Consider the following 26311-nt stretch of genomic DNA (forward strand, 5'->3'; position numbering starts at 1 on the left):
TGCGCGCAAGGTCGGCACCGGTGGGAGCCGACGAACCGGGGCGCTGCGATGAGCGCGCCGCGCAAGGTCGACACCGGTGGGAGCCGGCGAAGCGGGGGGCTGCGATGAGCGCGCGCAAGGTCGGCACCGGTGCGGGCCGGCGAAACGGGGCGCTGCGATGAGCATGCGGCGAGTGGTCGTGACCGGGGCTGGTGGCGGGATCGGGGCGGCCATGGCCCGCCGGTTCGCCGCGGATGGCGCGCGGGTCGTGGTCAACGATGTCGATGAGGCGGCCGCGGCGGTCGTCGCGGCTGAGATCGGCGGCATCGCCGTGCCGGGCGACGCCGGGGATGAGGCGGATGTGCGCCGACTCGTCGACACCGCCTGGGCCGAGCTGGGCGGCTGCGACCTCTTCTGCGCCAACGCGGGCATCCTCACCGGCGGATCAGCCGACGCACCCGACGCCGAGTGGCAGCAGGCCTGGCAGATCAACGTCATGTCCCATGTGTACGCGGCCCGCGCCGTCCTGCCCCGCTGGCTCGACTCGGGCGGCGGCCGCCTGCTGTTCACCGTGTCCGCCGCGGGACTTCTCACGCTGCTCGGCTCGGCGCCCTACTCGGTGTCCAAGCACGCCGCGCTCGGCTTCGCGGAATGGCTCCGGGCCACGTACGCCCACCGCGGCATCACCGTGCAGGCGCTCTGCCCACAGGGCGTCAACACGGCGATGATGACCGGCGGCGAGGAAAGCGCCAGCCGGACCATCCTGGCGGCGGGCGCGTTGGAGCCCGAAGACGTGGCGACCGTGGTGGCCGAGGCGGTGCAGGGCGACAGCTTCCTGGTCCTGCCGCACAAGGAGGTGGCCGATTACTACGCGCTGCGGGCCACCGACACCGATCGTTGGCTCGGCGGCATGAACAAGGTGCAGCGCGGCTTCGACGAGTCGGGGCGGTCATGAGCGGGGCGGGGCCGCGCGGGCTGGATTTGGCGCGCCTGCGGGCGTACCTGAATGCGCCGCCGCTGAGCGCGACCATGTTCGCGGGCGGCCGATCCAACCTCACCTATGCCGTCAGCGACGGCACGCACCGGTGGGTGCTGCGCCGCCCACCGCTCGGCCATGTCCTGCCGACCGCGCACGACATGTCCCGGGAACATCGGGTGTTGGCGGCGCTGTCCGAAGCCGGTTTCCCCGTGCCCCGGCCGGTCCGGCTCTGCACCGACCCGGACGTCATCGGTGCGCCGTTCTATCTCATGGAGCACGCCGACGGCACGATCTACCGCGATGCGGACGTGCTGACCGCGCTGGGGCCGGATTCCGTGCGGAGTCTCACACTGTCCCTCGTGGACACGCTGGCCGACCTGCACGCGCTTGACCCGGCGGCGATCGGGCTCGCCGACTTCGGCCGACCGGACGGGTTCAACGAGCGGCAGGTACGCCGGTGGAAGAAGCAGCTCGACGCCTCGCGGAGCCGAGACGTGCCCGGCATCGAGGAGTTGCACGCCCGGCTCGCGGCGGCCGTGCCAGCTGGCGGACCGGGCGCGGTCGTGCACGGCGACTACCGCCTCGACAACGTGCTGATCGGCGAAAAGCTGCAGGTCAACGCGGTGCTGGACTGGGAGATGTCCACGCTGGGCGACCCGCTCGGCGACCTGGCGCTCATGCTGGTCTACGCCGGGCGACCGCTGCTGGTCAGCGACCGTGGGATTCGGACGCCGCTGTCAGTGCCGGGTCACCCCGGCCTGCCGGAGCTGGCCGCGCACTACGCCGACCGGTCCGGTCGGGACGTCTCCGACCTGCATTGGTACGTGTCGTTCGCCGCATTCAAGCTGGCCGTGATCCTCGAAGGGGTGCACTACCGATACGTTCAAGGGCAGACGGTTGGTGAGGGCTTCGACACTGTCGGCGAGATGGTGGCACCGCTAGTCGCGCAGGGACACGAGTCGCTGGATGGAACGCTGGAGGCAAGCTGATGGACTTCGCGTTCGACGAGAAGACCGAGGACTACCGCAAGCGGCTACTCGCGTTCATGGACGAGTGGGTCTACCCCGCGGAGGAGACGTTCCACGCCTCGTACGCGAATGACTGGTCGCCGCCCCCGGTCATCGCGCAGCTGAAGGAGAAGGCCAAGGCCGCCGGGTTGTGGAACCTGTTCCTGCCCGGCGAGCACGGCGCCGGGCTGACCAACCTGCAGTACGCCCCGCTGGCCGAGTTGACCGGCCGCAGCCCCTCGATTGCCCCAGCCGCGCTGAACTGCGCGGCGCCGGACACCGGCAACATGGAGGTGCTGGCCCAGTTCGGCAGCCCGGAGCAGCGGGAGCGGTGGCTGCGGCCGCTGCTCGACGGCACCATCCGGTCGGCGTTCGCGATGACCGAGCCGCAGGTCGCCTCCTCGGACGCGACGAACATCGGCACCCGGATCGTCCGCGACGGCGACGACTACGTGATCACCGGCCGCAAGTTCTACATTTCCGGCGCGATGAACCCGAACTGCCAGATCTTCATCGTGATGGGCAAAACCGACCCTGCCGCCGCCCGGCACGTCCAGCAGAGCATGATCCTCGTGCCACGCGACACTCCCGGCCTGACCATCGAGCGCGGCATGGAGGTGTTCGGCTACGACGACGGCGACCACGGCGGCCACGCGGAACTGACCTTCGACGGGGTACGGGTCCCCGCGAGCAACCTCATCGGTGCGGAGGGCTCCGGCTTCGCGATCTCCCAGGCGCGCCTGGGCCCGGGCCGGATCCACCACTGCATGCGGCTCATCGGCATGGCGGAACGCGCGCTCGAGCTGATGTGCACGCGTGCCCTCAACCGCACCGCATTCCACCGGCCGCTGGCCGACCAGGGCGTCGTCCGGGAGTGGATCGCCGAGTCGCGGGTCCGCATCGAGCAGGCCCGCCTCCTGGTCCTCAAAGCCTCCTGGCTGATGGACACCGTCGGCAACAAGGGCGCGCACACCGAGATCCAAGCCATCAAGATCGCCGTCCCGGCCAGCACCGAATGGATCATCGACAAGGCCATCCAAACGTACGGCGCGGCCGGCGTCGGCCAGGACACCCCGCTGGCCCGGCTCTGGGCCGCGGCCCGTACCCTCCGGCTCGCCGACGGGCCGGACGAGGTGCACAAGCGGTCTCTCGCCCGGCGGGAGCTCGCCGCCTACCGCCCCTGACCCACCCGCACCACCCTGCCCTCGAGTAGCCGCGTCAACGTCGTCGCGGCCGCTCTTCCACCCCTCGTTCATCGAACGCCCACACCTCGGAGCCCCTCCATGCCCGCCACCCCGCCACCAGCCCCGCGCGTCGACGGGCGTACCGCCCGTTCGGAGCGCACCCGGGCCGCCATCGTCGAGGCCCACGTGCAGCTGCTCCGCGAAGGCGACCTGCGCCCGACCGCGGACCGCATCGCCAAACGGGCGGGTGTCTCCCTCCGGGCGCTTTGGAGCCACTTCGCCGACATGGAGGCGCTCTTCGCCGCCAGCGGCCAGCTCACCCTGGACCAGCGCGACGACCTGCACGAGCCGATCCCGCCCGACCTTCCGCTCGACCGCCGCATCGAGCTCTACTGCCACCAGCGCGCCCGCCAGCTGGAGCAGATCGCCCCGGTCGCCAAGGCGTCTTCGATCAAGGAGCCGTTCTCGCCGGCGCTGCAGAGCTACCGCCGCATCCATCTCCAGCGCGTCCGTACCGAGCTGTCCACCGTCTTCGCCCGCGAGATCAACGGCGACGAGGACCTCCTCAACGCCCTCACTGCGGCGGCCATGTGGCCCACCTGGGGCACGCTGCGTGACGCCATGGATCTTGATCCCGCCGGGGCCCGCGCCGCCCTGGCCCGCATGCTCCGCGCCCTGCTCCCCCACTGATCTCCCCGCTGAGGGACACATCACCCTCGGCGGTGCCGCTTCGAGGCGGCGGGTTTTCTGAAGCGGGGCGCGGCGCCGCCGATAGCCAGGGCGTGCGTGACACACAGCAAGACCCGGCACGCGGGATCGGTGAACCCGATCCCGCGGATCTGGCTCGCCTGGTCGCCGCCAGCGAGAAGCTGGTGCACACCCAGTTCAAGACGCTCCGGGACCTGGGCATCGCCCGGCCGCTCCCGGACCTCCCGGCCGGGGTCCTGCTCCGGCAGCTGGACCAGGTGGAGATCCACCTGGCCCGGCTGCGGCACACCCTGGGCACCTCGAAGCGGGACCGGTCCAGCTCGTAGCGGGACCGGTCCAGCTCGTAACGGGACCGGTCCAGCTCGTAGCGGGACCGGCCTAGCTCGTAGCGACCGCCTGGGCCAGTGAGACGCCGAAGAGGCCGTCCGGGTCGGTCCACCAGTGCCGCAGGGCAAAACCTGCCTGCGAGAGCTCGGCGGCCAGCCCGGCCTGCCGGAACTTGGCCGAGATTTCGGTACGCATCTCCTCCCCGGCCGCGAAGTCGACCGTGAGCCCCAGTTCGCGGACCTGCACGTGCTGCGCCGTGGTCGCGCGCAGCCGCATCTCGATCCACTCCTGTTCGGCATTCCAGAGCGCCACGTGGGCGAAAGCGTCGACGTCGAAGTCGGCTGCCAGCCGCCGGTTGATCACGCGCAGCACGTTACGGTTGAACTCGGCTGTCACGCCGGCCGCGTCGTCGTAGGCGGGGACCACCACGGCCGGGTCTTTGACCAGGTCGGTGCCGAGCAGCAGCCATTCGCCCTCGTGCAGCACGCCGCGCAGGTTGCCGAGGAAGGCGGCGCGTTCCGCGGGGGCGAGGTTGCCGATGGTGCCGCCGAGGAAGGCGACGACGCGGTTGTCGCCGTCGGGGATGTGGTGCAGGTGGCGGGTCATGTCACCGACGACGCCGCGTACGGTCAAACCGGGGTAGTCGACCGCCAGCCCGGCCACCGCCTCCTCGAGGGCGGCGTCGGAGACGTCGAGCGGGACGAACGAGCCCAGCGTGCCGCGCTGCAGCAGGGCGTCCAGCAGGATTCGGGTTTTCTCCGAGGAGCCGGAGCCGAGCTCGATGAGCGTCTTGGCCTCGGTGATCCGGGCGAACTCCAGCGCATGCGACGCGAGGATGGACCGCTCGGTGCGGGTCGGGTAGTACTCGGGCAGCCGGGTGATCTGCTCGAACAGTTCGCTGCCGCGGGCGTCGTAGAACCACTTGGGTGGCAACCACTTTCCGGCGGCGGTCAGGCCGGTGGTCACGTCGGCGCGCAACTCGCGGTCGATGTCGCTGTCGTCGAGGTGGATCTCGAGCATGGTCACGGTCTCCCTAGTGGACTGAGGTGGAGATGCATCGGGGTGGCAACGAGCAGGTGGCCGTCCGGCACGGCCTGCCACTCACGCCCGGATTCCACGGGCTCGGAGCTGACGAGTACGGCGTCAGCCCCCGCCCGGACGGACAGCGCATGACCGACGGTCGTGGAGATGATCGTGGTGCCGTCGGTGAGGAGCAGATTGAGCCGGGAGCCGGGAGCCGCCAGCGACACGTCGGCGGTTGTCTCGGCGACGGCCTCGGCGGGCGGCGTTCCGGCGCGTAGACGGTCCCGCAGGAGCGCCCACAGCAGTGCCGAGTCGGTCGGCGCGTCGAGGGTGAGTAGGTCCTCGGTCGGCAGCCGGCTGGCGAGTTTGGCGACCGAGCCGGGCCAGCCGCGCACCACCCCGTTGTGGCTGAACAACCAGCGACCTTCGGTGAAGGGCGCGGCAGCCGTGTCGGTGACCGGCATGCCGACTGTCGCGGACCGCACGGCGGCCAGCACTGCCCGCGATGTGGTGGCGGCGGCGAGCGCGGGCAGCGCCGGGTCGGTCCAGATCGGCATCGCTCCCCGGTAGCGAATCGGCACGGTGGCGCTGGGTGGATACCAGGCGACACCGAACCCGTCGGCGTTGATCGTGCCGCCGCCGCGCATGTCCTGCGGCGCCCAAGCCTGTTTCGCCAGGGCGTGCGGCGGGTCGAAGAGCAGCGCGGACAGCGGCAGTGGCGGGCCGAGGTAGGCCAGGTGGCGGCACATCAGTCGGCGTCGCGGGCGCAGCGGAACCCGCTGAAGATCTGCCGCCGGATCGGGTGGTCCCAATTGCGGAAGGTCCCGCGGCAGGCGGCGGCGTCGGTGCCGAAGGAGCCACCGCGCAGCACCCGGTAGTCGCCGCCGAAGAAGACCTGCGAGTACTCCGCGTACGGGAAGACCTGGAAGCCGGGGTAGCCGTGGAAGCCGGAGTCGGTCCACTCCCAGACGTCGCCGATGAGCTGGTGCACGCCCAGCGGTGAGGCGCCGAGCGGGTAGGCGCCGGCCGGGGCCGGGGCGAGATGGCGCTGGCCGAGGTTGGCGTGTTCGGGGCCGGGTGACTCGTCGCCCCAGGGATAGCGGCGGGAGCGTCCGGTCGCCGGGTCCCAGCGGGCCGCCTTCTCCCATTCGGCCTCGGTAGGCAGCCGCTTCCCCGCCCAGGCGGCGTACGCCTGTGCTTCGAAGTAGCAGACGTGCACCACCGGCTCATCGGCGATGATCCGCTGGGTGCGCCCGAATCGCGTGTACGCCCAGCCGTCCCCGTCGCGCTGCCAGTGCAGGGGCGCAACGAGTCCCGCCTTCTGCCGGTAAGCCCAGCCCCGCTCGCTCCACCACCGCTCGTCGTCGTAGCCGCCCTCGGCGATGAAGGCCGCATAGTGGGCGTTGGTGACCGGGGCCGCGTCGATGAAGAACGTGGGCAGGTCGACGGTGTGGGCGGGTCGTTCGTTGTCCAGCGCCCACGCCTCGGTGTCGGTGCCCATCGTGAACGGGCCGCCGGGGATCCGAACCTCGCCGCGCACAGGGCTGCGAGCGGGGGGCGGTGAAGGTGCCTCCAGGACGGGTGCGCCGACGCGGAGCTGGTGGGTGGCCAGCATCGTCTCGTCGTGCTGCTGCTCGTGCTGGACGATCATGCCGAAGGCGAAGCCGTCAGCCACGAGTGGACGGTCGTTGAGGCGTACGTGATCGAGGACGTCCATGGCTTTGTCGCGCACCTGGCCCGCGTACGCCCGGGCCTCGGTGGGATTGAGCAGCGGCAGAGCGGGACGGTCCGATCTGGTGTGTTTGAAGGCGTCGTAGAGCTCGTCGATGTCGCGGCGCAGCGGCTCGCGGCCGCCGACGTCGCGAACCAGCCAGAGCTCTTCCTGGTTGCCGACGTGGGCGAGGTCCCAGACCAGCGGCGACATGAGCGGCGAGTGTTGGCGCACCAGTTCGGCGTCGTCGACGGTCTCGGTGAGCAGGGTGGTACGCGCCCGGGCGCGCTCCAGCTCGGCGGCGATGGTGAGCCGCAGGTCCTGGGTCATCGGTACTGGTCCTTCCGCAGAGCACCGGCGTGCAGCCGCCGGTCGGCGATGCCGGTCACCAGGTCACGCACCGGTCCGGGGAGGCCGGTGCGGTCGAGGTGGCGGCAGGCGAGGTCGATCAGGTCGGCCGCGCAGGCCCCGGTGGCGGGGTCGGCGAGGCCGTGGCGGGCTGCTTCCTGCCAGCGACCGGCGGCGGGTCCGGCGAGGTCGCGGGCTTTGTCGATGACGGTGTCGTCGGCGAGGAGTGCGCAGAGCACGGCGACCGGGGCGATCCATTCGGTGCCGGGCTGCGCGTCGAGGTAGCGCACTTCGAGGTAGCCGCGGGGTCTGACCGGTGGGAACAGCGTGCTGATGTGGTAGTCGAGATCGTCCACGGTGGGCGGCCGGGGTAGGGCACCGCCGATCCATTCGGCGAAGGTCACCCCGTCCGGGGTGTCCCAGTGGCCGTTGCGTCGCACGCACAGCACCGGCGCCTCGAGGACGTAGCGGGTCCAGGCGTCGGTGGGGTCGGCGGTGAGCGGCACTTCGCCGCTGCGTCGGGCGTCGATGCCGAGCCAGGTCGCCATCCGGCCGCTGGCCCACCCGGTGTCGCCGCCGGCGTGGCCCGAGGAGTTGGCGAACGCAGCCAGCAGGGGTGGTCCGAGGTCGTGGACGGCCGCCCAGCGCTGCGGCAGCCGGGCCGCGGTGCCGGCGTCGAGGCAGACCTGGAGGCCGGCGGTGCTGCACATCATCGTGCGGCCGGCCACGGAGCCGGTGCGGTCGAAGGCGTGCTGCATGGCCGCGTAGCGAGGGGTGTCGAGGATGCGGACGGGTGGCCGGTACGGGTCGAGTCCGCGGTCGCCGAGGACGAGGCCGCCGGTGGCGAGGAGGTCGGCCACGAATTCCTGGTCGACGGTGACGGCGGCGTACAGGGCGGCGAGGGAGTCCGCCGGGGCGGAGGAGATTTCCAGCTGGCCGCCGGGTTCGAGGGTGACGGTGCCGCCGCCGGGGAGCGCCCGGGGTGCGGCGTTGCCGAGGTTCGCGGGGGTGTACGGGCCGAGCGCCCGGCTCAGGTCGGTGACCCGCAGGTGCGCCGTGGGGAGCCCGGCGCGGTGGGTGGTCCATTCGAGTTCGGCGCCGACCCGGCGCGGTGGACCGGTCTTGAAACAGATACCCGAGACGTGCTCGGCAGCGTCGGACAGCCGCCGTAGGACGTTCCCGGTCGGATCGTCGTCACTACTTTCGGTAGTCACAGCTCTCCTTAGAGTGGTGATTCCTTCGCGACCATACACACAAGCATCGATTTGTGCAGCGTCGAACGGGTAGGTTCAGGGGGCGTACCGACGACCAGGGAGCCGCTATCACCACCGTCGACGTCGACCGCGCCCGCCGCGAAACTCCAGGCTGTGCCACGGTCACCCATCTCAACAACGCCGGGGCTGCACTGCCCCCGGCGGTGGTCACCGAAACCGTTATCGCGTACACCCAGCGGGAAAGTCTCATCGGCGGCTACGAGGCCGCAGCCGAGGCCGCCGATGAGGTCGAGGGCGTCTACCGCTCGATCGGTCGGCTGATCGGCGCCGACCCGGACGAGATCGCCGTGGTGGAGAACGCGACCCGGGCCTGGGACATGGCCTTCTACGGCTTCGGCTTCCAGCCCGGCGACCGCATCCTCACCACCCGCGCCGAGTACGCCAGCAACGTCATCGCCCTGCTCCAGGTGGCCCGCCGCACCGGCGCCGTCGTCGAGCTGGTCGACGACGACGAGTACGGCCAGATCGACGTCGCTGACCTGGCCCGCCGCCTGGACGACACGGTAAAGCTGGTCGCGCTGACCCACGTGCCCTCCTCCGGTGGTCTGGTGAACCCTGCGGCCGAGGTCGGCAAGGTTACCCGGGCCGCGGGAGTGCCGTTCCTGCTCGACGCGTGCCAGTCCGTCGGGCAGCTCCCCATCGACGTGGCGGAGATCGGCTGCGACCTGCTGTCGGCGACCGGCCGCAAATTCCTGCGTGGCCCGCGCGGCACCGGATTTCTCTATGCCCGGCGCGACCTGGTGCAGCGCCTCGAGCCGCCGCTGCTCGACCTGCACGCGGCGAGCTGGCCCGCGCCGGACCGGTACGAGATCCGACCGGACGCGCGCCGCTTCGAGACCTGGGAGACCAACTACGCGACGAAGCTCGGCCTGGGCGCGGCAGCCGACTACGCGCTGACCTGGAACTTCCCGGCAATCACCAACCGCATCGCGACGCTCGCGGCAGCCTTGCGCGACCGGCTCCGTGAGCTTCCCGGCGTCGCCGTGCACGACCGCGGCGACCGGTTGAGCGGCATCGTGACGTTCACGGTGGACGGAGTCGACGCCGCCGAGGTGAAGCGGGTGCTGGGCGGAGCCGGGATCAACACCAGCACGAGCTCCGCGGACTACGCGCAGTGGCATCTCAAGGGGCGCGGACTGCCGGACGTGGTCCGCGCGTCGACCCACTACTACAACACCGAGGCGGAGCTGGACCTGCTTTGTCGTCAGCTGCCGCGCTCCCGGTGAGTAATCAAGATCACCCGTGGAGGTGATCAGGTTTCAGGTCGATCCGGCCGCCGCCACGCGCGCGCGAGTCGTACTTGGACAGACCTAACGAGTCGTGGGGCCCCAGGGTTTCCCGCCGCGCGCGCTTCCTTGACGCCGGACCCGGGCTGTGCGGATTGACCTGCGAAGACAGCTCCGAGTTACGGTCCGCGAGTCAAGATCCCGCCCGGGTCCGCCCTGCGCCGCGTGTGCAGGGCATCGGAGTTCACACGTGCGTCCCGGGCCGACCGAGGAGCCGCACTGTCCACGAGCCCGCTGCGCCTGGCCGCCTGCGCTGGTGCCCTCACGATCCTGCTGCTGCCCACCCCCGTGCAGTCGGCGCCGACCAAGCGCCTGCAGGCACCACCGATCACGGCCGATGAGCTACAGAGCCGCCTGGTCCCGCGCAAGATCCCCCAGCTGACCACCGAGAAGGCGGTCGCGCCCCGCAAGAAGAAGATCCTGACCGCCCGAAAGCTGGCCCAGCGGCATGCCCGGGCCCGGATCAAGGTGGTGAAGTTCGCCCGCGCCCAACGCGGCGACTGGTACTCGTACGGCGCCAGCGGCCCGAACAGCTGGGACTGCTCGGGCCTCACCGCCGGCACCTACCGGGTGGTGGGCATCCGGCTGCCGCACTCGTCGGCCGCCCAGGCCCGGCGCGGCAAGCGGGTCAGCTCCGGCACCGCCCGGGTCGGTGACCTGGTCGCCATGCGCGGCCACGTGGGCATCCTCGTGGGCCGCTGGCGCATGGTCGACGCGCCGGGTTCGGGCCGCCGGGTGACCGAGCGCTTCATCTACAAGTCGTCGTCGCTGCAGTTCCGGCGCCTGATCGGTTGAGGACGGTCAGAAGGTGACCACGGACCGGGCACCCTCGCCGCGGGCCATCCGGGCGAACGCCTCGGGGACCTCGGCCAGGGTGATCCGGTCCGTCACCAGGTGGTCGAGGCGCAGCGTGCCGGACACCACCTCGCCCGCGAGCAGGGGCAGTTCCACGTCCGGGTCGGACGAGCCGTACACCGAGGCGCGCAGAGTCCGTGCCGACGTGAAGATGTCCAGCGCGCTCAGCTCGACCAGGTCGTCGGCCCGGCCCATGCCGACCACGGTCACCTGTCCGCCGCGGCGGGTGGTCCGCCAGGCCGCCTTGATCGCCGCTGCCCGGCCCGCGCATTCGAAGGCGTGGTCGGCGCCACGACCCTCGGTGCGAGCCCGCACGTCTTTCGCCAGCGTGTCGCCTGCGAGCAGGAACTCCGTCGCGCCGGCCGCCTCGGCCAGCGCCTTCTTGGCCTCCGACACGTCGACGGCGAGGACCGTGGCCGCTCCGGCAGCGCGCGCGGCAGCGACCACCGACAGGCCGACGCCGCCCAGCCCGATGACCACCACCGCGTCGCCCGGCTGCACCCGAGCCGTGTTGCGTACCGCGCCGGTGCCGGTCAACACCGCGCAGCCGAGCAGGGCCGCGTCGGCCCACCCCACCTTGTCGGGTACGGCGATAACAGCCCGTTCCGGCACCACGACCTGTTCGGCGAACGCGCCCAGCCCCAGCGTCACGTGGACCGGCGCGCCGTCGAGGGTGCTGCCGTTCGCTGTTGCCGCCACGTTGGCCGCCGAGCACAGCCACGGCTCCCCGTGCGTGCAGTGCCAGCAGTTGCGGCACGGTGGCGACCAGTTGAGGGCTACGGGCGTACCCGGGGCGACGCGGGTGACGTTCGCGCCCACCTCGACCACCTCGCCGGCCGCCTCGTGCCCGAGAATCAGCGGGTACGGCGGCCGCAGCGTGCCGTCCACCATCGACAGGTCGGAGTGGCACACGCCCGCCGCGCGGATGCAGACCCGGACCTGGCCGGGGCCGACCACGGGCAGTCGGATCTCCTCGACCGTGGGCGGTGTGCCCGCGGCGTGCGCCACCAGGGCGCGGATGTAAGCCGTCACTGCTGGATCGCCTTCGTCTGCTGGAACTCGGTGAGGCCGTGAACACCCAGCTCACGACCGATGCCTGACTGCTTGTAGCCGCCGAACGGCGCCTGCGGGTTGAACGCGCCGCCGTTGATGTCGACGCCGCCGGTGCGCAGCCGCCTAGCCACCGCCATGGCCCGCTCGGGCGAGCCCCAGACGCCACCCGCCAGCCCGTACCGGGAATTGTTCGCGATCCGCACCGCGTGGTCGTCGTCGTCGAACGTGATGATCGACAACACCGGCCCGAAGATCTCCTCCTGGGCCAGCTCACTGTCCGGGTCCACATCCGCAAAGACCGTGGGCGCCACGAAATACCCCTTCCCGGGTACGCCCGCAGCACCCGTCACGAGCCGCGCGTCCGCCCGGTCGATGAAGCCCCGCACCCGCTCGCGCTGTGCGGCCGAGACGAGCGGCCCGAGCCGGGTGGCTTCGTCGAACGGGTCGCCGGTGCGGTACGTCTCCGCCGTGGCCCCGGCCAGCTCGACCGCCGCGTCGTACTGGCTGCGGTGCACCAGCATGCGCGTCCACGCGGTGCAGGTCTGCCCGGAGTTGAGGAACGCGTTGCCGACACCGACCTTCACAGCTCGGGCCAGGTCGGCGTCCTCCAGGATCACGTTGGCGGATTTGCCGCCGAGCTCCAACGCGACCCGGGCGATCCGGTCGGCGGCGGCATGCGAGATCGCCCGCCCGGTGGCCGTGGAGCCGGTGAAGGACACCATGTCGACGTCGGGGTGCCCGGCGATCGCGGCGCCGACCACCTGCCCGGTGCCCGGCACGAGGTTGAGGACCCCGGCGGGCAGCCCGGCCTCGTCAGCGGCGTCCAGCAGCAGGTACGCCACCAGCGGCGTCAACTCGCTCGGCTTCAGCACGACCGTGCACCCAGCGGCGAGGGCGGCGGCAACCTTGGCGACGACCTGGTGCAGCGGGTAGTTCCACGGCGTGATGGCGCCGACGACGCCGACCGGCTCCCGGACCACCAGCGAGTTGCCGATCGTTTCCTCGGCCACCGGCCTGGCGGCCAGGTCGGCGTACCCCTGCAGCACCTTGAGCGGCAGTCCAGCCTGGACCGCCTTCGCGATTTTGAGCGGGGTGCCCAGTTCGAGCCCGACCGTGCGGGCGATGTCGGCGGACCGGGCCGACAGCCCCTCGTGCAGCTTGCCCAGCAGGGCGCCACGCTCGGCCATCGGCGTGGCCGCCCAGCCGTCGAAAGCACCCCGTGCCGCAGCGACGGCCCGGTCCACGTCTTCCGCGGTCCCGGCGGACACCTTGGCGAGGGTCTCCTCGGTCGCCGGGTTCTCCACAGCGATCGTGTCCCGCGTCGCCGGGGCAACCCACCGGCCACCGATATAGATCTTGTCCCGGTTCATTGCCGCACTCCGTTCCGCAGGGCCACCAGGCCGGTGATCACGGTTTCCAGGCCGAGCTCGAACGCGCCCTCGTCCACGCTGCGGCGGTGCTCGGCGAGCAGGTGGGCGTCGCGCAGGTGGGGGTAGCGCTCGGCGTACACCCCAGGATCCTCGTCGAAGCCTTGGGCGAACGAGCCGAGAGCCGAACCCGTCACCAGATAGCGCATCAGGGCGCCGATGTGCGTGGCTCGGGCCGGCGGCCAGCCGGCGTCGATCAGCGCGCCGTAGACGGTGTCGGCCATGGCGAGCGCGGCCGGCCGCCGACCCGGGCCCTGTGCCAGCACCGGCACGATGTGCGGGTGCGCGCAGAGCACCGCGTGGTACGACCGCGCCCAGTGCCGCAGCGCGTCCGCCCAGCCCAGGGTGGCGAAGGCTGACACGTCCACCCGGGCGACGACGGCGTCAGCCACCGCATCGAGAATGTCGTTCTTGGTGGCGAAATGGTGGTACAGCGAGGGTCCCGCGACACCGAGCTCGGTAGCCAGCCGCCGGACCGACACGGCGTCGAGCCCCTCGGTGTCCACCAGTCCGGCGGCTACCTCGACGATCCGCTGCCGGGTGAGCACGGTCTGCCGGGGGCGGGCCATTCCACGCTCCTGCGACTCTGGACTCCGGAAAACTTACGCCGCTAGTTTTAGCACGTGGATTTCTCACTGAGCGACGAAGAACGTGCGGTCCGCGACACTGCCCGCCAATTCATCACCCGCGAAGTCATGCCACTCGAGCAGGAAGCGCTGCGCCGGGAGCGGGCACACCTGCCTGGCCTGGACCGCAGTGAGTTGAAGGAACTGCGACTCAAGGCCAAGAAATTCGGCTTCTGGGGACTGTCCACGCCGGAGGAGTACGGCGGCATGAATCTGCCCGCCGTCCTGCAGTCCCTGATCGTCACCGAGACCGGCCGCAGTTTCGTCCAGTTCACCTTCGGCGGCGAAGCGGACAACATCCTCTACCACGCCAACGCCGACCAGAAGCGCGCCTATCTGGTCCCGACGATCGAGGGCGAGCGGGTCTCCTGCTTCGCCATCACCGAGCCGGGCGCCGGCTCGGACGCGGCCAACATCCGCCTGTCCGCCCGCCGGGACGGCGACGACTGGATCCTCGACGGCGAGAAGACGTTCATCACCAACGGCAACGACGCCGACTTCGCCATCGTGGTCGCGGTGACCGACAAGGAGAAGGGCGTCCGGGGTGGCGGCACCACGGCGTTCCTGGTCGACCGGGAGATGGGCTGGCGCTCGGAATTCATCCAGACCATGGGCGAGGGCGGTCCGGCCGCGCTCGTCTTCGACAACGTACGTGTGCCCGCGCGCAACATCCTCGGCGAGCTCGGCCAAGGCTTCGAGCTGGGCATGAAGTGGATCGGCAAGGGCCGTTACCTCATCCCGTCGCACGCGCTGGGCATCGCGGAGCGGGCGCTCGGCATGGCGATCGACTACGCCAACACTCGAGAAACCTTTGGCCGACGGATCGGCGAGAATCAGGCGATCCAGTGGATGATCGCGGATTCCGAGGTGGAGCTGGAGGCGGCCCGGTGGTTGACCCTGCGCGCGGCCTGGACAGTCGACCAGGGCGAAGACCCGCGGCATTCGTCGTCGATGGCGAAGCTCTACGGCGCGAACATGGTCAACCACGTCGTCGACCGGGTGCTGCAGATCCACGGCGGCATGGGCTACACCCGCGAGCTACCAATCGAGCGCTGGTATCGCCAGGTCCGCCTCATGCGCATCTATGAGGGCACCGACGAGATGCAGCGCCTGATCATCAGCCGCGACCTGCTCCGGGGTTACACCAAGATAGGAGGGCACCTGGCATGAACGACTGCACCGCAGCGCAGCAAGGGCCAGGAGGGCATGCCAAAGGAGGCTCAGCATGAACGACTGCACCGCAGCGCAGCAAGGGCCAGGAGGGCATGCCAAAGGAGGCTCAGCATGACGGTCCTGTCGCTGGCGACCATCCTCGCCGAATCCGCCCGCAAGTATCCCGACAAGGTCGCCGTCATCGACGGGACGGACCGCACCACCTATCGCGACCTCTGGGCCGACGCCCTCGCCTACGGAGCCGGCCTGCAGGAACTGGGTGTCCGACCGGACGACGCCGTGGCCGTGCTCATCCCGAACATCACCGACTTCCCGCGGGTCTATTACGCCGCCCTGGCCGTGGGCGCCCGCGTCGTGCCGGTGCACCTGCTGCTCACCCCCGACGAGATGGCGTACGTCCTCGCCGACAGCGGCGCCACCATGCTCGTCGCGCACGCCAGCCAGTTGCAGACCGCATCGGTGGCCGCACTGAAGGCCGGGGTTCGGCTGGTCTCGGTGGGTCCGTTGCCGGCCGACCTGCCGGACGCGCCGCAACGGCTGGAGAAGGCCGTCGTGGCGGTGCCGACGCTGCCGACGTACGTGACCCGCGAGGCCGAGGACGTCGCGGTCGTGTTCTACACCAGCGGGACCACCGGAAAGCCGAAGGGCGCCCTGCTCACCCATCTCAACCTGGTCATGAACGCGACCGTCAACGTGTTCGACGTCAACGACACCCGGCACGACGACGTGGTGCTGGGCTGCCTTCCGCTGTTCCACACCTTCGGGCAGTCGGTGAGCATGAACGGCGCCTTCCGGCTGGGCAACACCCTGGTGCTGCTGGCCCGTTTCACCGGTGAGGCGGCGATCGACCTGATGGTCCGGGAGAAAGTGGACGCCTTCCACGGCGTACCGACGATGTATATCGCCCTGCTGGAGGCGGCCGCCAAGGCCGACCAGCTGCCGAGCCGACCCGCAGCGGAAAACCGAGGCGAAAACCTGCCGAAGCTGCGGCTCTGCGTCTCGGGTGGCGCTTCGCTGCCGGTGGCCGTGCTGGAGCGGTTCACCGAGACGTTCGGCGCCACCATCTTCGAGGGGTACGGCCTGTCCGAGACCTCGCCGACCGCGACTGCGAATCAGCCGGCGTACGGCACGCGACCGGGTTCGATCGGCCACCCGATCTGGGGCGTCGAGGTGGAGATCGCCCGGGCCGACGTCGACGAGCGCATCGAGTTCCTGCCTGCCGGCGAGCTGGGCGAGATCGTGATCCGCGGCCACAACGTCTTCGCCGGCTATCTGAACCGGCCGGAGGCGACCGCCGAGGCGCTGGTCGACGGCTGGTTCCGCAGCGGTGACCTGGGCACCAAGGACGCCGACGGTTTCGTCACCATCGTCGACCGCAAGAAGGACCTGGTCATCCGGGGCGGTTTCAACGTCTATCCGCGCGAGGTGGAGGAGGAGCTGGCCCACCACCCCGCGGTGGTGCAGGTGGCGGTGATCGGCGTGCCGGACGACGTGCTCGGTGAGGAGATCTGCGCGGTGGTGGTGCCGGATCCGGGCGGGGTCAGCGCCGAGGAGCTCATCGAGTGGTCGAAGGAGCGGCTCGGCCGGCACAAGTACCCACGCCAGGTCCGGTTCGTGACGGAGTTGCCGATGGGTCCCAGCTTCAAGGTGTTGAAGCGGGAGCTACGCCAGACGTTCGGCGCCGAGCAGAGCGGGTAGCTCCGCGACGATCGGCTCGTCGGCGGGCAGCCACGGCACGCTGTGCAGCTCGTCGACCGCCAGCCAGCGCATGGCGGTGTGCTCCAGCGCCTGGGGCACGTCGCCATCGCGCAGCGTGACCGCGAATACCCGCAGGACGGCGCGACCATGCGCCAACGGCACGTCCGGGCCGACCCGTGGGCCGACCTCCACGTGGACACCCAGTTCTTCAACGCATTCCCGGGCGAGCGCCTCGGCATCGGTCTCGCCGGGCTCCACTTTGCCGCCCGGGAATTCCCAGCGACCGGCCACCTCGGGCGGCGCGGACCGCTCACAGGCCAGCACTCGGCCAGCCATGACGATAACGGCGGCAACGATCACTCTGCGTGATGGCGGAGTGCCGAACTGCTGTCCAGGGGGCATGAGACTGAAGCGTGCCACAAATCTTGACCGAACAGGTTGAACGATGCGTCCCGTACGTCACGAGAACACGGATATGTGGGCGTGGACATCATTGACAAGGGGGATCACACTGGGGGCACTGATACAACGACACGGCGACAGATTGGCCACAAGCCGGCAACGACGCCTGGGAGGTGGGCCATGCGCGGCAGGAAATCCCGGGGCGCCCGCTCCGATTACCTCAGTGACGCACTGGCAGTGCTCGGCGGCTGGACCCAGGACGGTGGCCGACTCGAGCGGGTTCTCGCGTGCGATGACAGCCAACACGCCGCACTGACCGAGCGGATCAAGGTCGCTGCCGACACCCTGCACCTGCGTCCCCGCATCCAACGCGCGGACGGCGAGACACAGATCCTGTTGGGCGCGCCGGACGCCAGCACCATCACCGACGGCGAGGTCACCCTGGCCGCCCGGATCGAAGACGCCTATCGCACGGTGGTCGGCATCGCGGTGGCGCCGCCTCGGTAATCTCGGCGCCATGACGGCTCCGGTATACGACAGCAAAGGTCAGTACCAGCAGGTCGCTTCCGGCCTCCTCGAGGGTGAGCAGATCATCGCGGTCTACGACGCGATCGGCGTCGGCACCGGATTCATCGGGCTCACCGACCGCCGGGTGATCATCCAGGACAAGTCTTTCGTCGGCAAGCGTTTCGCGATCACGAGCATTCCGTACTCGAAGATCAGCAGCGTCAGCGTGGTCAGCAACAAGAGCTGGGCCGGGCAGTACTTCTCCACCGGCACCATTGCGATCACGGTCGGCCAGCACGTCTACGAGGTCGAATTCCGCGGCTCCGAGAAGACCCATCACGTGCACAACGTGATCCTGCACTACGCCGCCTGAGGCTTTTTGTCGCCAGAGACAAAAGTTCACCTCCGCTGACGGAAAGCATGGACACTCCCGGCGGAAGTTCTTAGCGTCGTCCCATGTCCCCCACATATCGATGCATGGCAAAGCTTCGATCCGCCTCCGTGGTGACAGTGCTGACCGCGAGCCTGCTCACCGCCCTCCCCCATTCCGCGTCCGCCGACACTCCGTCAGCACCAGCCGCACCCGGCGACTTCCAGCAGGTCACCCTCGCCAAGGGGGTCGCCGAGGTCGGCGAGCCCATGGCTATCGCCGTCCTGCCCGACCGGTCCGTGCTGCACACCGCCCGCAACGGGACGCTGCGGCGTACGGACGCGGCCGGCACCACCACCGTCATCGGCACCCTCGCCGTCTACAGCCACGACGAGGAAGGGCTGCAAGGAGTCGGCGTCGACCCCGGCTTCGCCACCAACCGGCACATCTACCTCTACTACGCGCCGCCGCTGAACACCCCGACCGGCGACGCCCCCGCCACCGGCACCACCTGGGCCGCATGGCAGGGCGTCAACCGGCTGTCGCGCTACACACTCAACGCCGACTTCACCCTCAACGCCGCCAGCAAGGTGGACGTCCTCGACGTGCCCGCCGACCGCGGCCTCTGCTGCCATGTCGGCGGCGACATCGACTTCGACGCGGCGGGCAACCTCTACCTGTCCACCGGCGACGACTCCAACCCGTTCGACTCGGCCGGCTACTCGCCCATCGACGAGCGCACCAACCGCAACCCCGGGTACGACGCGCAGCGCACCTCCGGCAACACCAACGACCTGCGCGGCAAAGTGCTGCGGATCAAGGTGAACGCCAACGGGTCGTACGCGATTCCGACCGGCAACCTGTTCGCGCCGGGCACACCGGGAACTCGCCCCGAGATCTACGCGATGGGCTTCCGCAACCCGTTCCGGATGAGCGTCGACAAGGCCACCGGCATCGTCTACCTCGGCGACTACGGGCCCGACGCGGGCATCACCAACCCGCTGCGCGGCCCCAGCGGCCAGGTCGAGTTCAACCGGATCACCAGCGCCGGAAACTACGGCTGGCCGTACTGCACCGGCACCAACACCAGCACCGAGACATACAACGAGTGGAACTTCGCGACCAGCAGCACCGGGCCGAAGTACGACTGTGCGGGCGGCCCCACCAACAACTCGTTCCGCAACACCGGGCAGAGCAAACTGCCCCCGGCCCGCCCGGCCTGGATCCGATACGGCGGCGACGCCGGCACCCCGCCCGAGTTCGGTGGCGGCTCCGAGTCCCCGATGGGCGGCCCGGTCTACCGGTTCGACCCGAACTTGAACTCCCCGACCAAGTTCCCGGTCGGCTTCGACGGGCAGTTCTTCGCCGGCGAGCTGGGCCGCGGCTGGATCAAGCCGATCCAGGTCGGCGCGGACGGCTCGCCGGGCACCATCTCGTCGTTCGGTTGGGTCGGCAAGCAGGTCATGGACCTGGCGTTCGGCCCGGAAGGCGCGCTCTACGTCCTCGACTACGGCACCGGCTACTTCAACGGCGACGAGAACTCCGCGCTGTACCGCTTCGACTACCTCCCCGGCGCCAACCAGGCCCCGACCGCGGTCGCCAGCGCCGACCGGACGTCCGGCCAGCCGCCGCTCACCGTCACCTTCTCGTCGGCGGGCTCCGCGGATCCCGAGGGAAGCAACCTCACGTACGCGTGGAACTTCGGCGACGGCACCACCTCGACCGCAGCCAACCCGACGAAGACGTACGGAAGCAATGGCACTTTCTCAGCGACGCTCACGGTGACCGACCCGGAAGGCCTGACCGGCACGGCCAGCGTGACGGTCACGGTCGGCAACACCGCTCCGACGGTACGGGTGAACGCCCCGATGCACGGCTCGCTGTTCTCCTACGGCGACGCGGTCCCGTTCTCCATCACCGTGACCGACCCGGAGGACACGACGATCGACTGCACGAAGGTGACCATGACCTACGTGCTGGGTCACGACAGCCACGGCCACCAGATCACCTCGCAGCCGGGCTGTTCCGGCACGATCACCATTCCGGTCGACGGTGAACACGACTCGGCGGCCAACATCTTCGCGGTCTTCGACGCCGAATACACCGACGCGGGCGGCCTGACCACGCACACCCAGCACATCCTGCAGCCCCGGCACCGGCAGGCCGAGCATTACAAGGCGCAGTCCGGCATCACGCAGATCGTCAAGACGCAGGCCGAGGGCGGCAAGACGGTTGGCAACATCGACAACGGGGACTGGGTGTCGTTCGAGCCGTACCGGCTGGATCGGGCCACGTCCTTCACCGCGCGCGTCTCCTCCGGCGGCACGGGTGGCACCTTGCAGCTGCGGACCGGCTCCCCGACTGGTCCGGTGCTCGGCTCGGCGACAGTGCCGCGGACGGGTGGTTGGGAGACGTTCATCGACGTGAGCGGGGCGATCAGCGGTGCACCGGCCGCGGCGGGCACGCTCTATCTGACCTTCGCCGGGGGTGCGGGCGCACTGTTCGACGTGGACGCTTTCACGCTGAACTCCGGCGCAGCGCGGATCGGCCCGGTCCGTGGCCTCGCGAACAAGTGCCTGGACGTGTCCGGCGGCGCAACCACCAACGGCACGAAGATTCAGCTCTACACGTGCAACGGCACCCCCGCACAGAGCTGGACGGTCGGCACGGACGGCACGATCCGGGCGCTCGGCAAATGCCTCGACGTCGCCGGCGGCGGCACCGCCAACGGCACCAAGGCCCAGCTCTGGACATGTAACGGCACCGGCGCACAGATCTGGTCCGCACAGAGCGACCAGACGATCCGCAACCCGCAGTCGGGGCGCTGCCTCGACGTCTCCGGCAACAATCCCGCCGACGGCCAGCAGATCCACATCTGGGACTGCCTGGGCGCGGCCAACCAGAAGTGGGTGCTGCCATGATCGGCAAACTGCTCGCCGCCCTGCTGCTCGTCCCGGCGCCGGTGGTGGCCGCTGACACGTGGTACGACGTGTTGGTCTTCTCGCGCACCGCGGGCTTCCGGCACGACTCCATCGCCGCCGGAACGCAGGCCATCCGCGAACTGGGCGCCCAGAACAGTTTCACGGTCACCGCGACGGAAGACCCGGCCGTCTTCACGCCGGCCGGCCTCGCCACCTACGAGGCCGTGGTCTTCCTCAACACCACCGGCGACGTCCTCAACGCCACGCAGCAAACCGCCTTCGAGGGCTACATCCGCGGCGGCGGCGGGTACGCGGGCGTGCACGCTGCCGCCGACACCGAATACGACTGGCCCTTCTACGGCGAACTGGTCGGCGCCTGGTTCGCGTCCCACCCGCTGATCCAGCCCGCCACCGTCGTCGTCGAGGACCGGGCGCACGCGGCGACCGCCCACCTGCCGCAACGCTGGAACCGCACAGACGAGTGGTACGACTACCGCACCAACGCCCGCTCGACCGCGCACATCCTCGCCACCCTGGACGAGAGCACCTACTCCGGCGGTCGAATGGGCGCCGATCACCCGCACGCGTGGTGCAAGACCGTCGAGACGGGACGCTCGTTCTACACCGGCGGCGGCCACACCGCCCAGTCCTACTCCGACGCCGCGTTCCGGGCGCACCTGCTCGGCGGAATCCGGTACGCGGCCGGGCGTACGCAAGCGGACTGCCGACCCGAGACCGGCTACACCAAGCTCTACGACGGCGCGACGACCGGTTGGTCCCAGGCCGGCCCGGGCGGCTTCACCAACTCGAACGCGACCCTCACGTCCACCGGCGGGATGGGCCTGTTCTGGTACAGCGCCCAGCAGTTCACCGTCTACTCGCTGAAGCTGGACTGGAAGCTGGCCGGGGACGACAACTCCGGGATCTTCCTCGGCTTCCCGCCGTCCAATGACCCGTGGTCGGCGGTGAACAACGGCTACGAGGTGCAGATCGACGCCACCGACGCACCCGACCGCACCACCGGCGCCGTCTACACCTTCCAGTCGGCCGACATCGCCGCCCGGGACGCCGCACTCAACCCACCGGGCGAGTGGAACACCTTCGAGCTGCTGGTCGAGGACGAGCGGCTGCAGATCTTCCTCAACGGCCGGAAGATCAACGACTTCACCAACACCGATCCGGCCCGCTCCTTGGCCGGCCACATCGGCTTGCAGAACCACGGGGTGGGCGACAACGTCTCGTTCCGCAACGTTCGGATCAAGGAGGCGGGCGATCCCGATCCGGGGCCGTGGGTCGGGCCGGTCGTCGGCCTCGCCGGCAAGTGCCTCGACGTCGCCGGTGCCGGCACAGCGGACGGCACCAAGGTGCAACTGTGGACGTGCAACGGCACCGGGGCGCAGCGCTGGACCATCACGCCGACCGCCACTTTCCATGCCCTCGGCAAATGCCTGGACGTGGCCGGCGGCGGCACGGCCAACGGCACGAAGGTCCAACTGTGGACGTGCAACGGCACCGGCGCCCAGACCTGGATGGCACAGAGCGACGGCACCCTTCGCAACCCGCAGTCCGGCCGCTGCCTCGACGTCAGCGAGAATCGCCCGGTCAACGGTCAGCAGATCCACCTCTGGGACTGCCTGGGCGCCGCCAACCAGCGGTGGATTCTGCCGCCTCAGTAAGCCAGTGCCGCCTCAGTAAGCCAGCACGCGAGTGGGCAGCGGCGTCTCGGTGACCGTGCCGTCCGCTGCCCGCTTCAGCTCGTACCCGAGGGGCCCTTCCTTGTCGGCCACCACTTCGGCGAGGCGGGTGCCGCGGTAGACGAGTCCGGCGCCGTCGTCGGTCGCGTACCCGTCGCCCAGGGTGCCGTCCGCGATCAGCTGGTGCATCATCGGCCGGCGCTGCTCCTCGGCGTCGTAGTGCACACCGTTGCTGTACGGCAGCCAGCCCAACCCGTCGGTGAACCCGCGCAGCATCAGGCCGAAGCTGTCCGTGCTGCCGCCCTGGTGCCAGCAGATCGACCCGGCGGAAACGCCGCCCAGCACCACACCGGCCTGCCACGCCTCGTGCAGGATCTCGTCGAGGCCGTGCACCCGCCACACCGCGCAGAGGTTGGCGACGCTGCCCCCACCGACCCAGATGACGTCCTGGTCCAGCAGGTGCGCGCGAAGGTCCCGGTGATTGGGCATCGGGAAGAGCTGCACGTGCGAGGTGCGGTAACCGGTCTTGGCGAACGCGGCGTAGGTGGCGCCGATCCAGTTCTCGGGGTCGCCGGTGGCTTGCAGCAGGAAGCAGAACTTGGCGTTCGGCCCCGCGTTCGACAGCTCGGCGGCGAAGTGGTGGATCGGGCCGGGACTCAGGTCGTAGAGGCCGTGTTCGCCCCGGCGGAATCCGGCGCTGGTGGCGAGGATGGTGGGTTCGTCGGCGGTCATCGCGTCATCATGGCGCACGCGTCGGCGGTGTCCAGAACAAGGTCCGCGGCAGCGTCGAGCACCGCGGACAAGTGCAGCGGATCCGCATCCACCTTGGTGAAGAGCGCGTCGACCCGATCCCGGAAACGCTCGGGGGATCCGGGCAGCGCCGCCGCGGCGGCCACCGCGCCCTTCTCGTTGATCAGCCATTGTCCGGCCGCGCCGTGCAAGGCATGCGCGCAGACGCCAACGATCCGGAACAGGCAACCAGCGATGTAGGCCGCGTCGCGCCGGGCCACGGCTTTGCGGGCCACACCGGTCAGGAAGTCGGCCTCCCAGAGGCCGGACACCAGCGCTTCGCGCAACGCGGGCGGCACTGCCTGGACCCGGTCGTGCAGCGCGGTCAGCTGCCCGGATGGGTCGGCGAGGACAACACCCAGAGCGACTTCTCCCGCGTACGCGAAGTCGGGTACGCCGAGGGGGTGGCCGGCCTGGGCGTGGAAGGCGTACCGGCCGTGCTCGGCGTCCACGGCGGCCTGGACCACCCGGTCGATGTCCCGGTAGATCCAGTCCACGGGTTCGCCGTCCACGGTCAGCCAACCGCCGCCGTCCACCCAAGGGCCCCACTCACCGGTCGCCGTGACCCGGGCTTGCGGGCCGGCCACCGCCCGGGCGAGCTCGTCCAGCGCGGCGACGTCGAGCGGCTGCCGGTAGTAGAGCCCGAGGTCGGTGTCGGAGTCGGAGGTCTGCGAACCGCGGGCGCGACTGCCACCCAGCAGCACACCGATGATGCCGGGCACCTCCATCAGGCGGGCTGCCAGCTCGTGCAGTCGCGCCTCACTTACCGCCACGCCCGTCATCCTCTCGCGGTCAAGGCTGCTTCGGTGCCGTGGTCGCGGGGGTGGGTTCCACCGGGACCTCGTCTTCGCACGGCAGCGTCAGATCCAGAGCGTCGAGGTCATCGGCGCTCAGCAGACCGAGGTGCTGGTCGAGGATGCTTTCCTCTTCCGGCTTCGTCTCGTCGCTGCACACGGCACTTCGCCCCGCCGGAGTGCATTCCTTCTTGCCGTTCCCACACCACCGGTCCCGATCCCGGTCCCGATCCCGGTCTCGGTCCCGGTCTCGGCCCGGGCCGTCGGAGTCGCGACGGTTGCCGAACGCGATGACCCGGTGCTGCGGCTCGCGGGCGACCGTCGAGCCGAGCAGCTTGCGCGACGTCTCCGCGGTGCCGGTGTAGGTCACCTCGTACTGCAGCACGCGAACGCCGGGAACTCCGCGGGTCTGCACCCGCTTACTGCCGCGCGGCAGCGACGGGTCGCGGACCAGCATCGTCCGGAACGGGATGGTGTGTGTCTCCGACACCCGCTCGGTGCGGACCAACGGGCCGGGCGCAGCGGCGGTCCCGGCAGGCTTCGCCGGTGCTTTCGCCTGCGGAGGAGTGGTCGCAGCGGGCGGCCGGGGACTGCGGGTGCCGTTGCGGTCAGCCTCGCCCGGCGCGGCTCGGTCAGCACCGAGGGCGGCGTGGTCGTCGGCGGGCACGGTTCGGTCGTCGGCGGGTGCGGTGGGCACCTGCGGCGGTACGTGCAGCGGCGCGGCAGCCACGGCTTCCTGCTTGACGGCGGTGACCGCACGAGCTTGGTCACCGCCGGTCAGGGCGGCGACTCCACCTGCCGTACCGGCGATCAGGGCAAGGACGCCCAGCCCTGCTGTGGTCATGCGGACGCTGAACGGCAGGCGCGCCCAGAATGACTTTCGCGGCATTTCGAGTAAATGCTGCCAGGAATCACTAGATGTCTGGTTTAGCACCCCAGCATTGTGCGGGCCGGACTCCGGCACGCCAGCGTCAGCGCCGCACTCGAAAGGATGACCGGCGCCGCACGGACGGGTATGCGACACCACCCAGCGACACCGCATGTCCAGAATGTCCGAGCACTCGGCACGGACACTTGGAGGAACCGGTGCGCAAAACGATCACCATCATCGCGACGACGACGGCAGTCCTCGCCGGCTCCCTCGCTGTCAGCACACCCGCGTCTGCGGCACCCACACTGCGCTTCCACGGCGCCCAGTACGACTCGCCGGGCAAGGACACCCGCAGCAACGCGAGCCTGAACAACGAATGGGTCTCCCTGATCAACAGCGGGAGCCGCGCGGTGAACCTGCGCGGCTACACCATCCGAGACGAGTCGAACCGCGTCTACACGTTCGGCAACGTCACCATCGCGGCGCACGGCGGACGCCTGTGGCTGCGCACCGGCACGGGCACCGACAAGGGCGGAAACCGCTACTGGGGCAGCGGCAACTACATCTGGAACAACACGGGCGACACTGCGCACCTGCGCAACGCCACCGGCAAGGCAGTCGACTCCTGCTCGTGGGCGTCGAAGAAGAACCGCACCTGGGTCGCCTGCTGACCCGCTACCACGCTGCGGGGGTACGCCCGTAGCCGCCGGTGGTGCCGGCCGGATGATCGTCGTCCGGCCCGGCATCATCCGGCCCGGGACCGTGCGGCCCAGGTTCACCGGTGGGTGGCTCACCGGAGCCGTCCGCACCCGGCAGCAGCTTCCGCGCGCTGCGACGACGCCAGAGGAGGAAGCCGCCGGCGCCCAGAGCCAGCAGGTTGACCGCCGCCAGCGCGAGGACCCCGGGATGCTCGTCGAGGTTCCAGACGTAGTCGGACGTGCGGCCCATGGCGCATCCCACGGCCGTACCCTTGCCGTCTTTGAAGGCTGGCGCAGTGTGTCCGCAGGCGATGTTGCCCGAGGCGGCGATGAGCATTCCCGGTTCGCCGGTGAGCGGCACCGGATCGAGGGCGGCGGCGGCCGTCTGCCGGAAGTCCGGGGCGGCTGGCGGGCTCGGCGCGACGGCGGAAAGGGCGAGCAGGGCGAGGCCTGTGCAGGCGCTCAGGTCCGCTGTGAAGCGCCGCGCCACCGTCCCCATGATCAGTCACCCACCCCGTTACCTTTTTCAGGTCCCCAGCCGGGGACTGCTCGGTCGCCTGGTCCGGTATGACTTACTGCCCCTGTCGTACGGATGATCCGGGGGGTG

General features: G+C 70.2%; 26 protein-coding genes. 14 read left to right on the forward strand and 12 right to left on the reverse strand.

The window, feature by feature from the left end; all coding sequences use genetic code 11:
* Positions 1-163 precede the first annotated feature (163 nt).
* The 5 genes from ACIA1L_RS20690 (at position 164) to ACIA1L_RS20710 (ending at position 4183) form a co-directional block, all read left to right on the forward strand.
* Positions 164-934, forward strand: a complete 771-nt coding sequence (locus tag ACIA1L_RS20690) for an SDR family oxidoreductase (RefSeq protein WP_396074486.1) — start codon at positions 164-166, stop codon at positions 932-934.
* Positions 931-1947, forward strand: coding sequence for a phosphotransferase family protein (locus ACIA1L_RS20695; RefSeq protein WP_396074444.1), 1017 nt, complete (start codon positions 931-933; stop codon positions 1945-1947). Before ACIA1L_RS20690 ends, ACIA1L_RS20695 begins: the two co-directional genes overlap by 4 nt.
* Complete coding sequence (locus ACIA1L_RS20700; RefSeq protein ID WP_396074445.1) at positions 1947-3149, forward strand: acyl-CoA dehydrogenase family protein; 1203 nt, start codon at positions 1947-1949, stop codon at positions 3147-3149. The genes ACIA1L_RS20695 and ACIA1L_RS20700 overlap by 1 nt, the downstream gene beginning before the upstream one ends.
* A gap of 99 nt (positions 3150-3248) precedes the next feature.
* Positions 3249-3839, forward strand: a complete 591-nt coding sequence (locus tag ACIA1L_RS20705) for a TetR/AcrR family transcriptional regulator (protein WP_396074446.1) — start codon at positions 3249-3251, stop codon at positions 3837-3839.
* Positions 3840-3931: 92 nt separating this feature from the next.
* Positions 3932-4183: a hypothetical protein gene (locus ACIA1L_RS20710; RefSeq protein WP_396074447.1), complete on the forward strand. Its 252-nt coding sequence runs from the start codon at positions 3932-3934 to the stop codon at positions 4181-4183.
* 52 nt (positions 4184-4235) lie between these two features.
* Here the strand turns inward: ACIA1L_RS20710 and egtD are convergent, their stop codons facing one another.
* From egtD to egtA, 4 genes are read right to left on the reverse strand one after another with little or no spacing between them, the layout of a single operon-like run.
* Positions 4236-5204: an L-histidine N(alpha)-methyltransferase gene (egtD, locus tag ACIA1L_RS20715; RefSeq protein ID WP_396074448.1), complete on the reverse strand. Its 969-nt coding sequence runs from the start codon at positions 5202-5204 to the stop codon at positions 4236-4238.
* A 2-nt stretch (positions 5205-5206) separates the two neighbouring features.
* Positions 5207-5956 carry an ergothioneine biosynthesis protein EgtC gene (gene egtC / locus ACIA1L_RS20720; protein ID WP_396074449.1) on the reverse strand — a complete coding sequence of 250 codons (750 nt, stop codon included), beginning with the start codon at positions 5954-5956 and terminating at the stop codon, positions 5207-5209.
* A complete protein-coding gene (egtB, locus tag ACIA1L_RS20725) occupies positions 5956-7248 on the reverse strand; it encodes an ergothioneine biosynthesis protein EgtB (RefSeq protein WP_396074450.1) in 1293 nt (430 codons plus the stop codon). Before egtB ends, egtC begins: the two co-directional genes overlap by 1 nt.
* Positions 7245-8480, reverse strand: a complete 1236-nt coding sequence (gene egtA, locus ACIA1L_RS20730) for an ergothioneine biosynthesis glutamate--cysteine ligase EgtA (RefSeq protein WP_396074451.1) — start codon at positions 8478-8480, stop codon at positions 7245-7247. Before egtA ends, egtB begins: the two co-directional genes overlap by 4 nt.
* 53 nt (positions 8481-8533) lie before the next feature.
* Here egtA and ACIA1L_RS20735 point away from each other — a divergent pair, with 53 nt between their 5' ends.
* Both ACIA1L_RS20735 and ACIA1L_RS20740 read left to right on the forward strand, forming a co-directional pair.
* On the forward strand, positions 8534-9766 hold the full coding sequence (locus tag ACIA1L_RS20735; RefSeq protein ID WP_396074452.1) for an aminotransferase class V-fold PLP-dependent enzyme: 1233 nt from the start codon (positions 8534-8536) through the stop codon (positions 9764-9766).
* Between the two features lie 225 nt (positions 9767-9991).
* Positions 9992-10621, forward strand: a complete 630-nt coding sequence (locus ACIA1L_RS20740; protein ID WP_396074453.1) for a C40 family peptidase — start codon at positions 9992-9994, stop codon at positions 10619-10621.
* Positions 10622-10627: 6 nt separating this feature from the next.
* On the opposite strand, the gene ACIA1L_RS20745 is transcribed toward ACIA1L_RS20740, so the two are convergent.
* From ACIA1L_RS20745 to ACIA1L_RS20755, 3 genes are read right to left on the reverse strand one after another with little or no spacing between them, the layout of a single operon-like run.
* A complete protein-coding gene (locus ACIA1L_RS20745) occupies positions 10628-11713 on the reverse strand; it encodes an alcohol dehydrogenase catalytic domain-containing protein (RefSeq protein ID WP_396074454.1) in 1086 nt (361 codons plus the stop codon).
* On the reverse strand, positions 11710-13104 hold the full coding sequence (locus ACIA1L_RS20750) for an aldehyde dehydrogenase family protein (RefSeq protein WP_396074455.1): 1395 nt from the start codon (positions 13102-13104) through the stop codon (positions 11710-11712). Before ACIA1L_RS20750 ends, ACIA1L_RS20745 begins: the two co-directional genes overlap by 4 nt.
* Complete coding sequence (locus ACIA1L_RS20755; RefSeq protein WP_396074456.1) at positions 13101-13730, reverse strand: TetR/AcrR family transcriptional regulator; 630 nt, start codon at positions 13728-13730, stop codon at positions 13101-13103. Before ACIA1L_RS20755 ends, ACIA1L_RS20750 begins: the two co-directional genes overlap by 4 nt.
* A 54-nt stretch (positions 13731-13784) precedes the next feature.
* Between ACIA1L_RS20755 and ACIA1L_RS20760 the strand changes: the two genes are divergently transcribed.
* Both ACIA1L_RS20760 and ACIA1L_RS20765 read left to right on the forward strand, forming a co-directional pair.
* Positions 13785-14957, forward strand: a complete 1173-nt coding sequence (locus ACIA1L_RS20760) for an acyl-CoA dehydrogenase family protein (RefSeq protein ID WP_396074457.1) — start codon at positions 13785-13787, stop codon at positions 14955-14957.
* A 114-nt stretch (positions 14958-15071) separates the two neighbouring features.
* Positions 15072-16658: a long-chain fatty acid--CoA ligase gene (locus tag ACIA1L_RS20765; RefSeq protein ID WP_396074458.1), complete on the forward strand. Its 1587-nt coding sequence runs from the start codon at positions 15072-15074 to the stop codon at positions 16656-16658.
* On the opposite strand, the gene ACIA1L_RS20770 is transcribed toward ACIA1L_RS20765, so the two are convergent.
* Entirely contained in the window at positions 16623-17060 is a 438-nt protein-coding gene (locus ACIA1L_RS20770; protein WP_396074459.1) for a (deoxy)nucleoside triphosphate pyrophosphohydrolase, read from the reverse strand. The genes ACIA1L_RS20765 and ACIA1L_RS20770 overlap by 36 nt on opposite strands.
* 180 nt (positions 17061-17240) lie before the next feature.
* Here ACIA1L_RS20770 and ACIA1L_RS20775 point away from each other — a divergent pair, with 180 nt between their 5' ends.
* From ACIA1L_RS20775 to ACIA1L_RS20790, 4 genes are all read left to right on the forward strand, one after another.
* Positions 17241-17567: a 4a-hydroxytetrahydrobiopterin dehydratase gene (locus tag ACIA1L_RS20775; RefSeq protein ID WP_396074460.1), complete on the forward strand. Its 327-nt coding sequence runs from the start codon at positions 17241-17243 to the stop codon at positions 17565-17567.
* A gap of 10 nt (positions 17568-17577) precedes the next feature.
* A complete protein-coding gene (locus ACIA1L_RS20780; protein ID WP_396074461.1) occupies positions 17578-17940 on the forward strand; it encodes a PH domain-containing protein in 363 nt (120 codons plus the stop codon).
* Between the two features lie 104 nt (positions 17941-18044).
* Complete coding sequence (locus ACIA1L_RS20785; RefSeq protein WP_396074462.1) at positions 18045-20858, forward strand: PQQ-dependent sugar dehydrogenase; 2814 nt, start codon at positions 18045-18047, stop codon at positions 20856-20858.
* Positions 20855-22534 (forward strand): ThuA domain-containing protein, encoded by a 1680-nt coding sequence (locus ACIA1L_RS20790; RefSeq protein WP_396074463.1) that lies wholly within the window; start codon positions 20855-20857, stop codon positions 22532-22534. Before ACIA1L_RS20785 ends, ACIA1L_RS20790 begins: the two co-directional genes overlap by 4 nt.
* A gap of 12 nt (positions 22535-22546) precedes the next feature.
* Here ACIA1L_RS20790 and ACIA1L_RS20795 read toward each other — a convergent pair whose 3' ends face one another.
* From ACIA1L_RS20795 to ACIA1L_RS20805, 3 genes are read right to left on the reverse strand one after another with little or no spacing between them, the layout of a single operon-like run.
* On the reverse strand, positions 22547-23284 hold the full coding sequence (locus ACIA1L_RS20795; RefSeq protein WP_396074464.1) for a Type 1 glutamine amidotransferase-like domain-containing protein: 738 nt from the start codon (positions 23282-23284) through the stop codon (positions 22547-22549).
* Positions 23281-24123, reverse strand: a complete 843-nt coding sequence (locus tag ACIA1L_RS20800; RefSeq protein WP_396074465.1) for a DNA polymerase subunit beta — start codon at positions 24121-24123, stop codon at positions 23281-23283. The genes ACIA1L_RS20795 and ACIA1L_RS20800 overlap by 4 nt, the downstream gene beginning before the upstream one ends.
* A gap of 10 nt (positions 24124-24133) precedes the next feature.
* Positions 24134-24979 carry a G5 domain-containing protein gene (locus ACIA1L_RS20805; protein ID WP_396074466.1) on the reverse strand — a complete coding sequence of 282 codons (846 nt, stop codon included), beginning with the start codon at positions 24977-24979 and terminating at the stop codon, positions 24134-24136.
* Between the two features lie 242 nt (positions 24980-25221).
* On the opposite strand from ACIA1L_RS20805, the gene ACIA1L_RS20810 reads away from it, so the two are divergent.
* On the forward strand, positions 25222-25677 hold the full coding sequence (locus tag ACIA1L_RS20810) for a lamin tail domain-containing protein (protein ID WP_396074467.1): 456 nt from the start codon (positions 25222-25224) through the stop codon (positions 25675-25677).
* Positions 25678-25681: 4 nt separating this feature from the next.
* On the opposite strand, the gene ACIA1L_RS20815 is transcribed toward ACIA1L_RS20810, so the two are convergent.
* Complete coding sequence (locus ACIA1L_RS20815) at positions 25682-26194, reverse strand: hypothetical protein (protein WP_396074468.1); 513 nt, start codon at positions 26192-26194, stop codon at positions 25682-25684.
* Between the last annotated feature and the right edge of the window lie 117 nt (positions 26195-26311).

Origin of the sequence: Actinoplanes sp. NPDC051859, assembly GCF_044452725.1 — a bacterium.
Classification (GTDB): domain Bacteria; phylum Actinomycetota; class Actinomycetes; order Mycobacteriales; family Micromonosporaceae; genus Actinoplanes.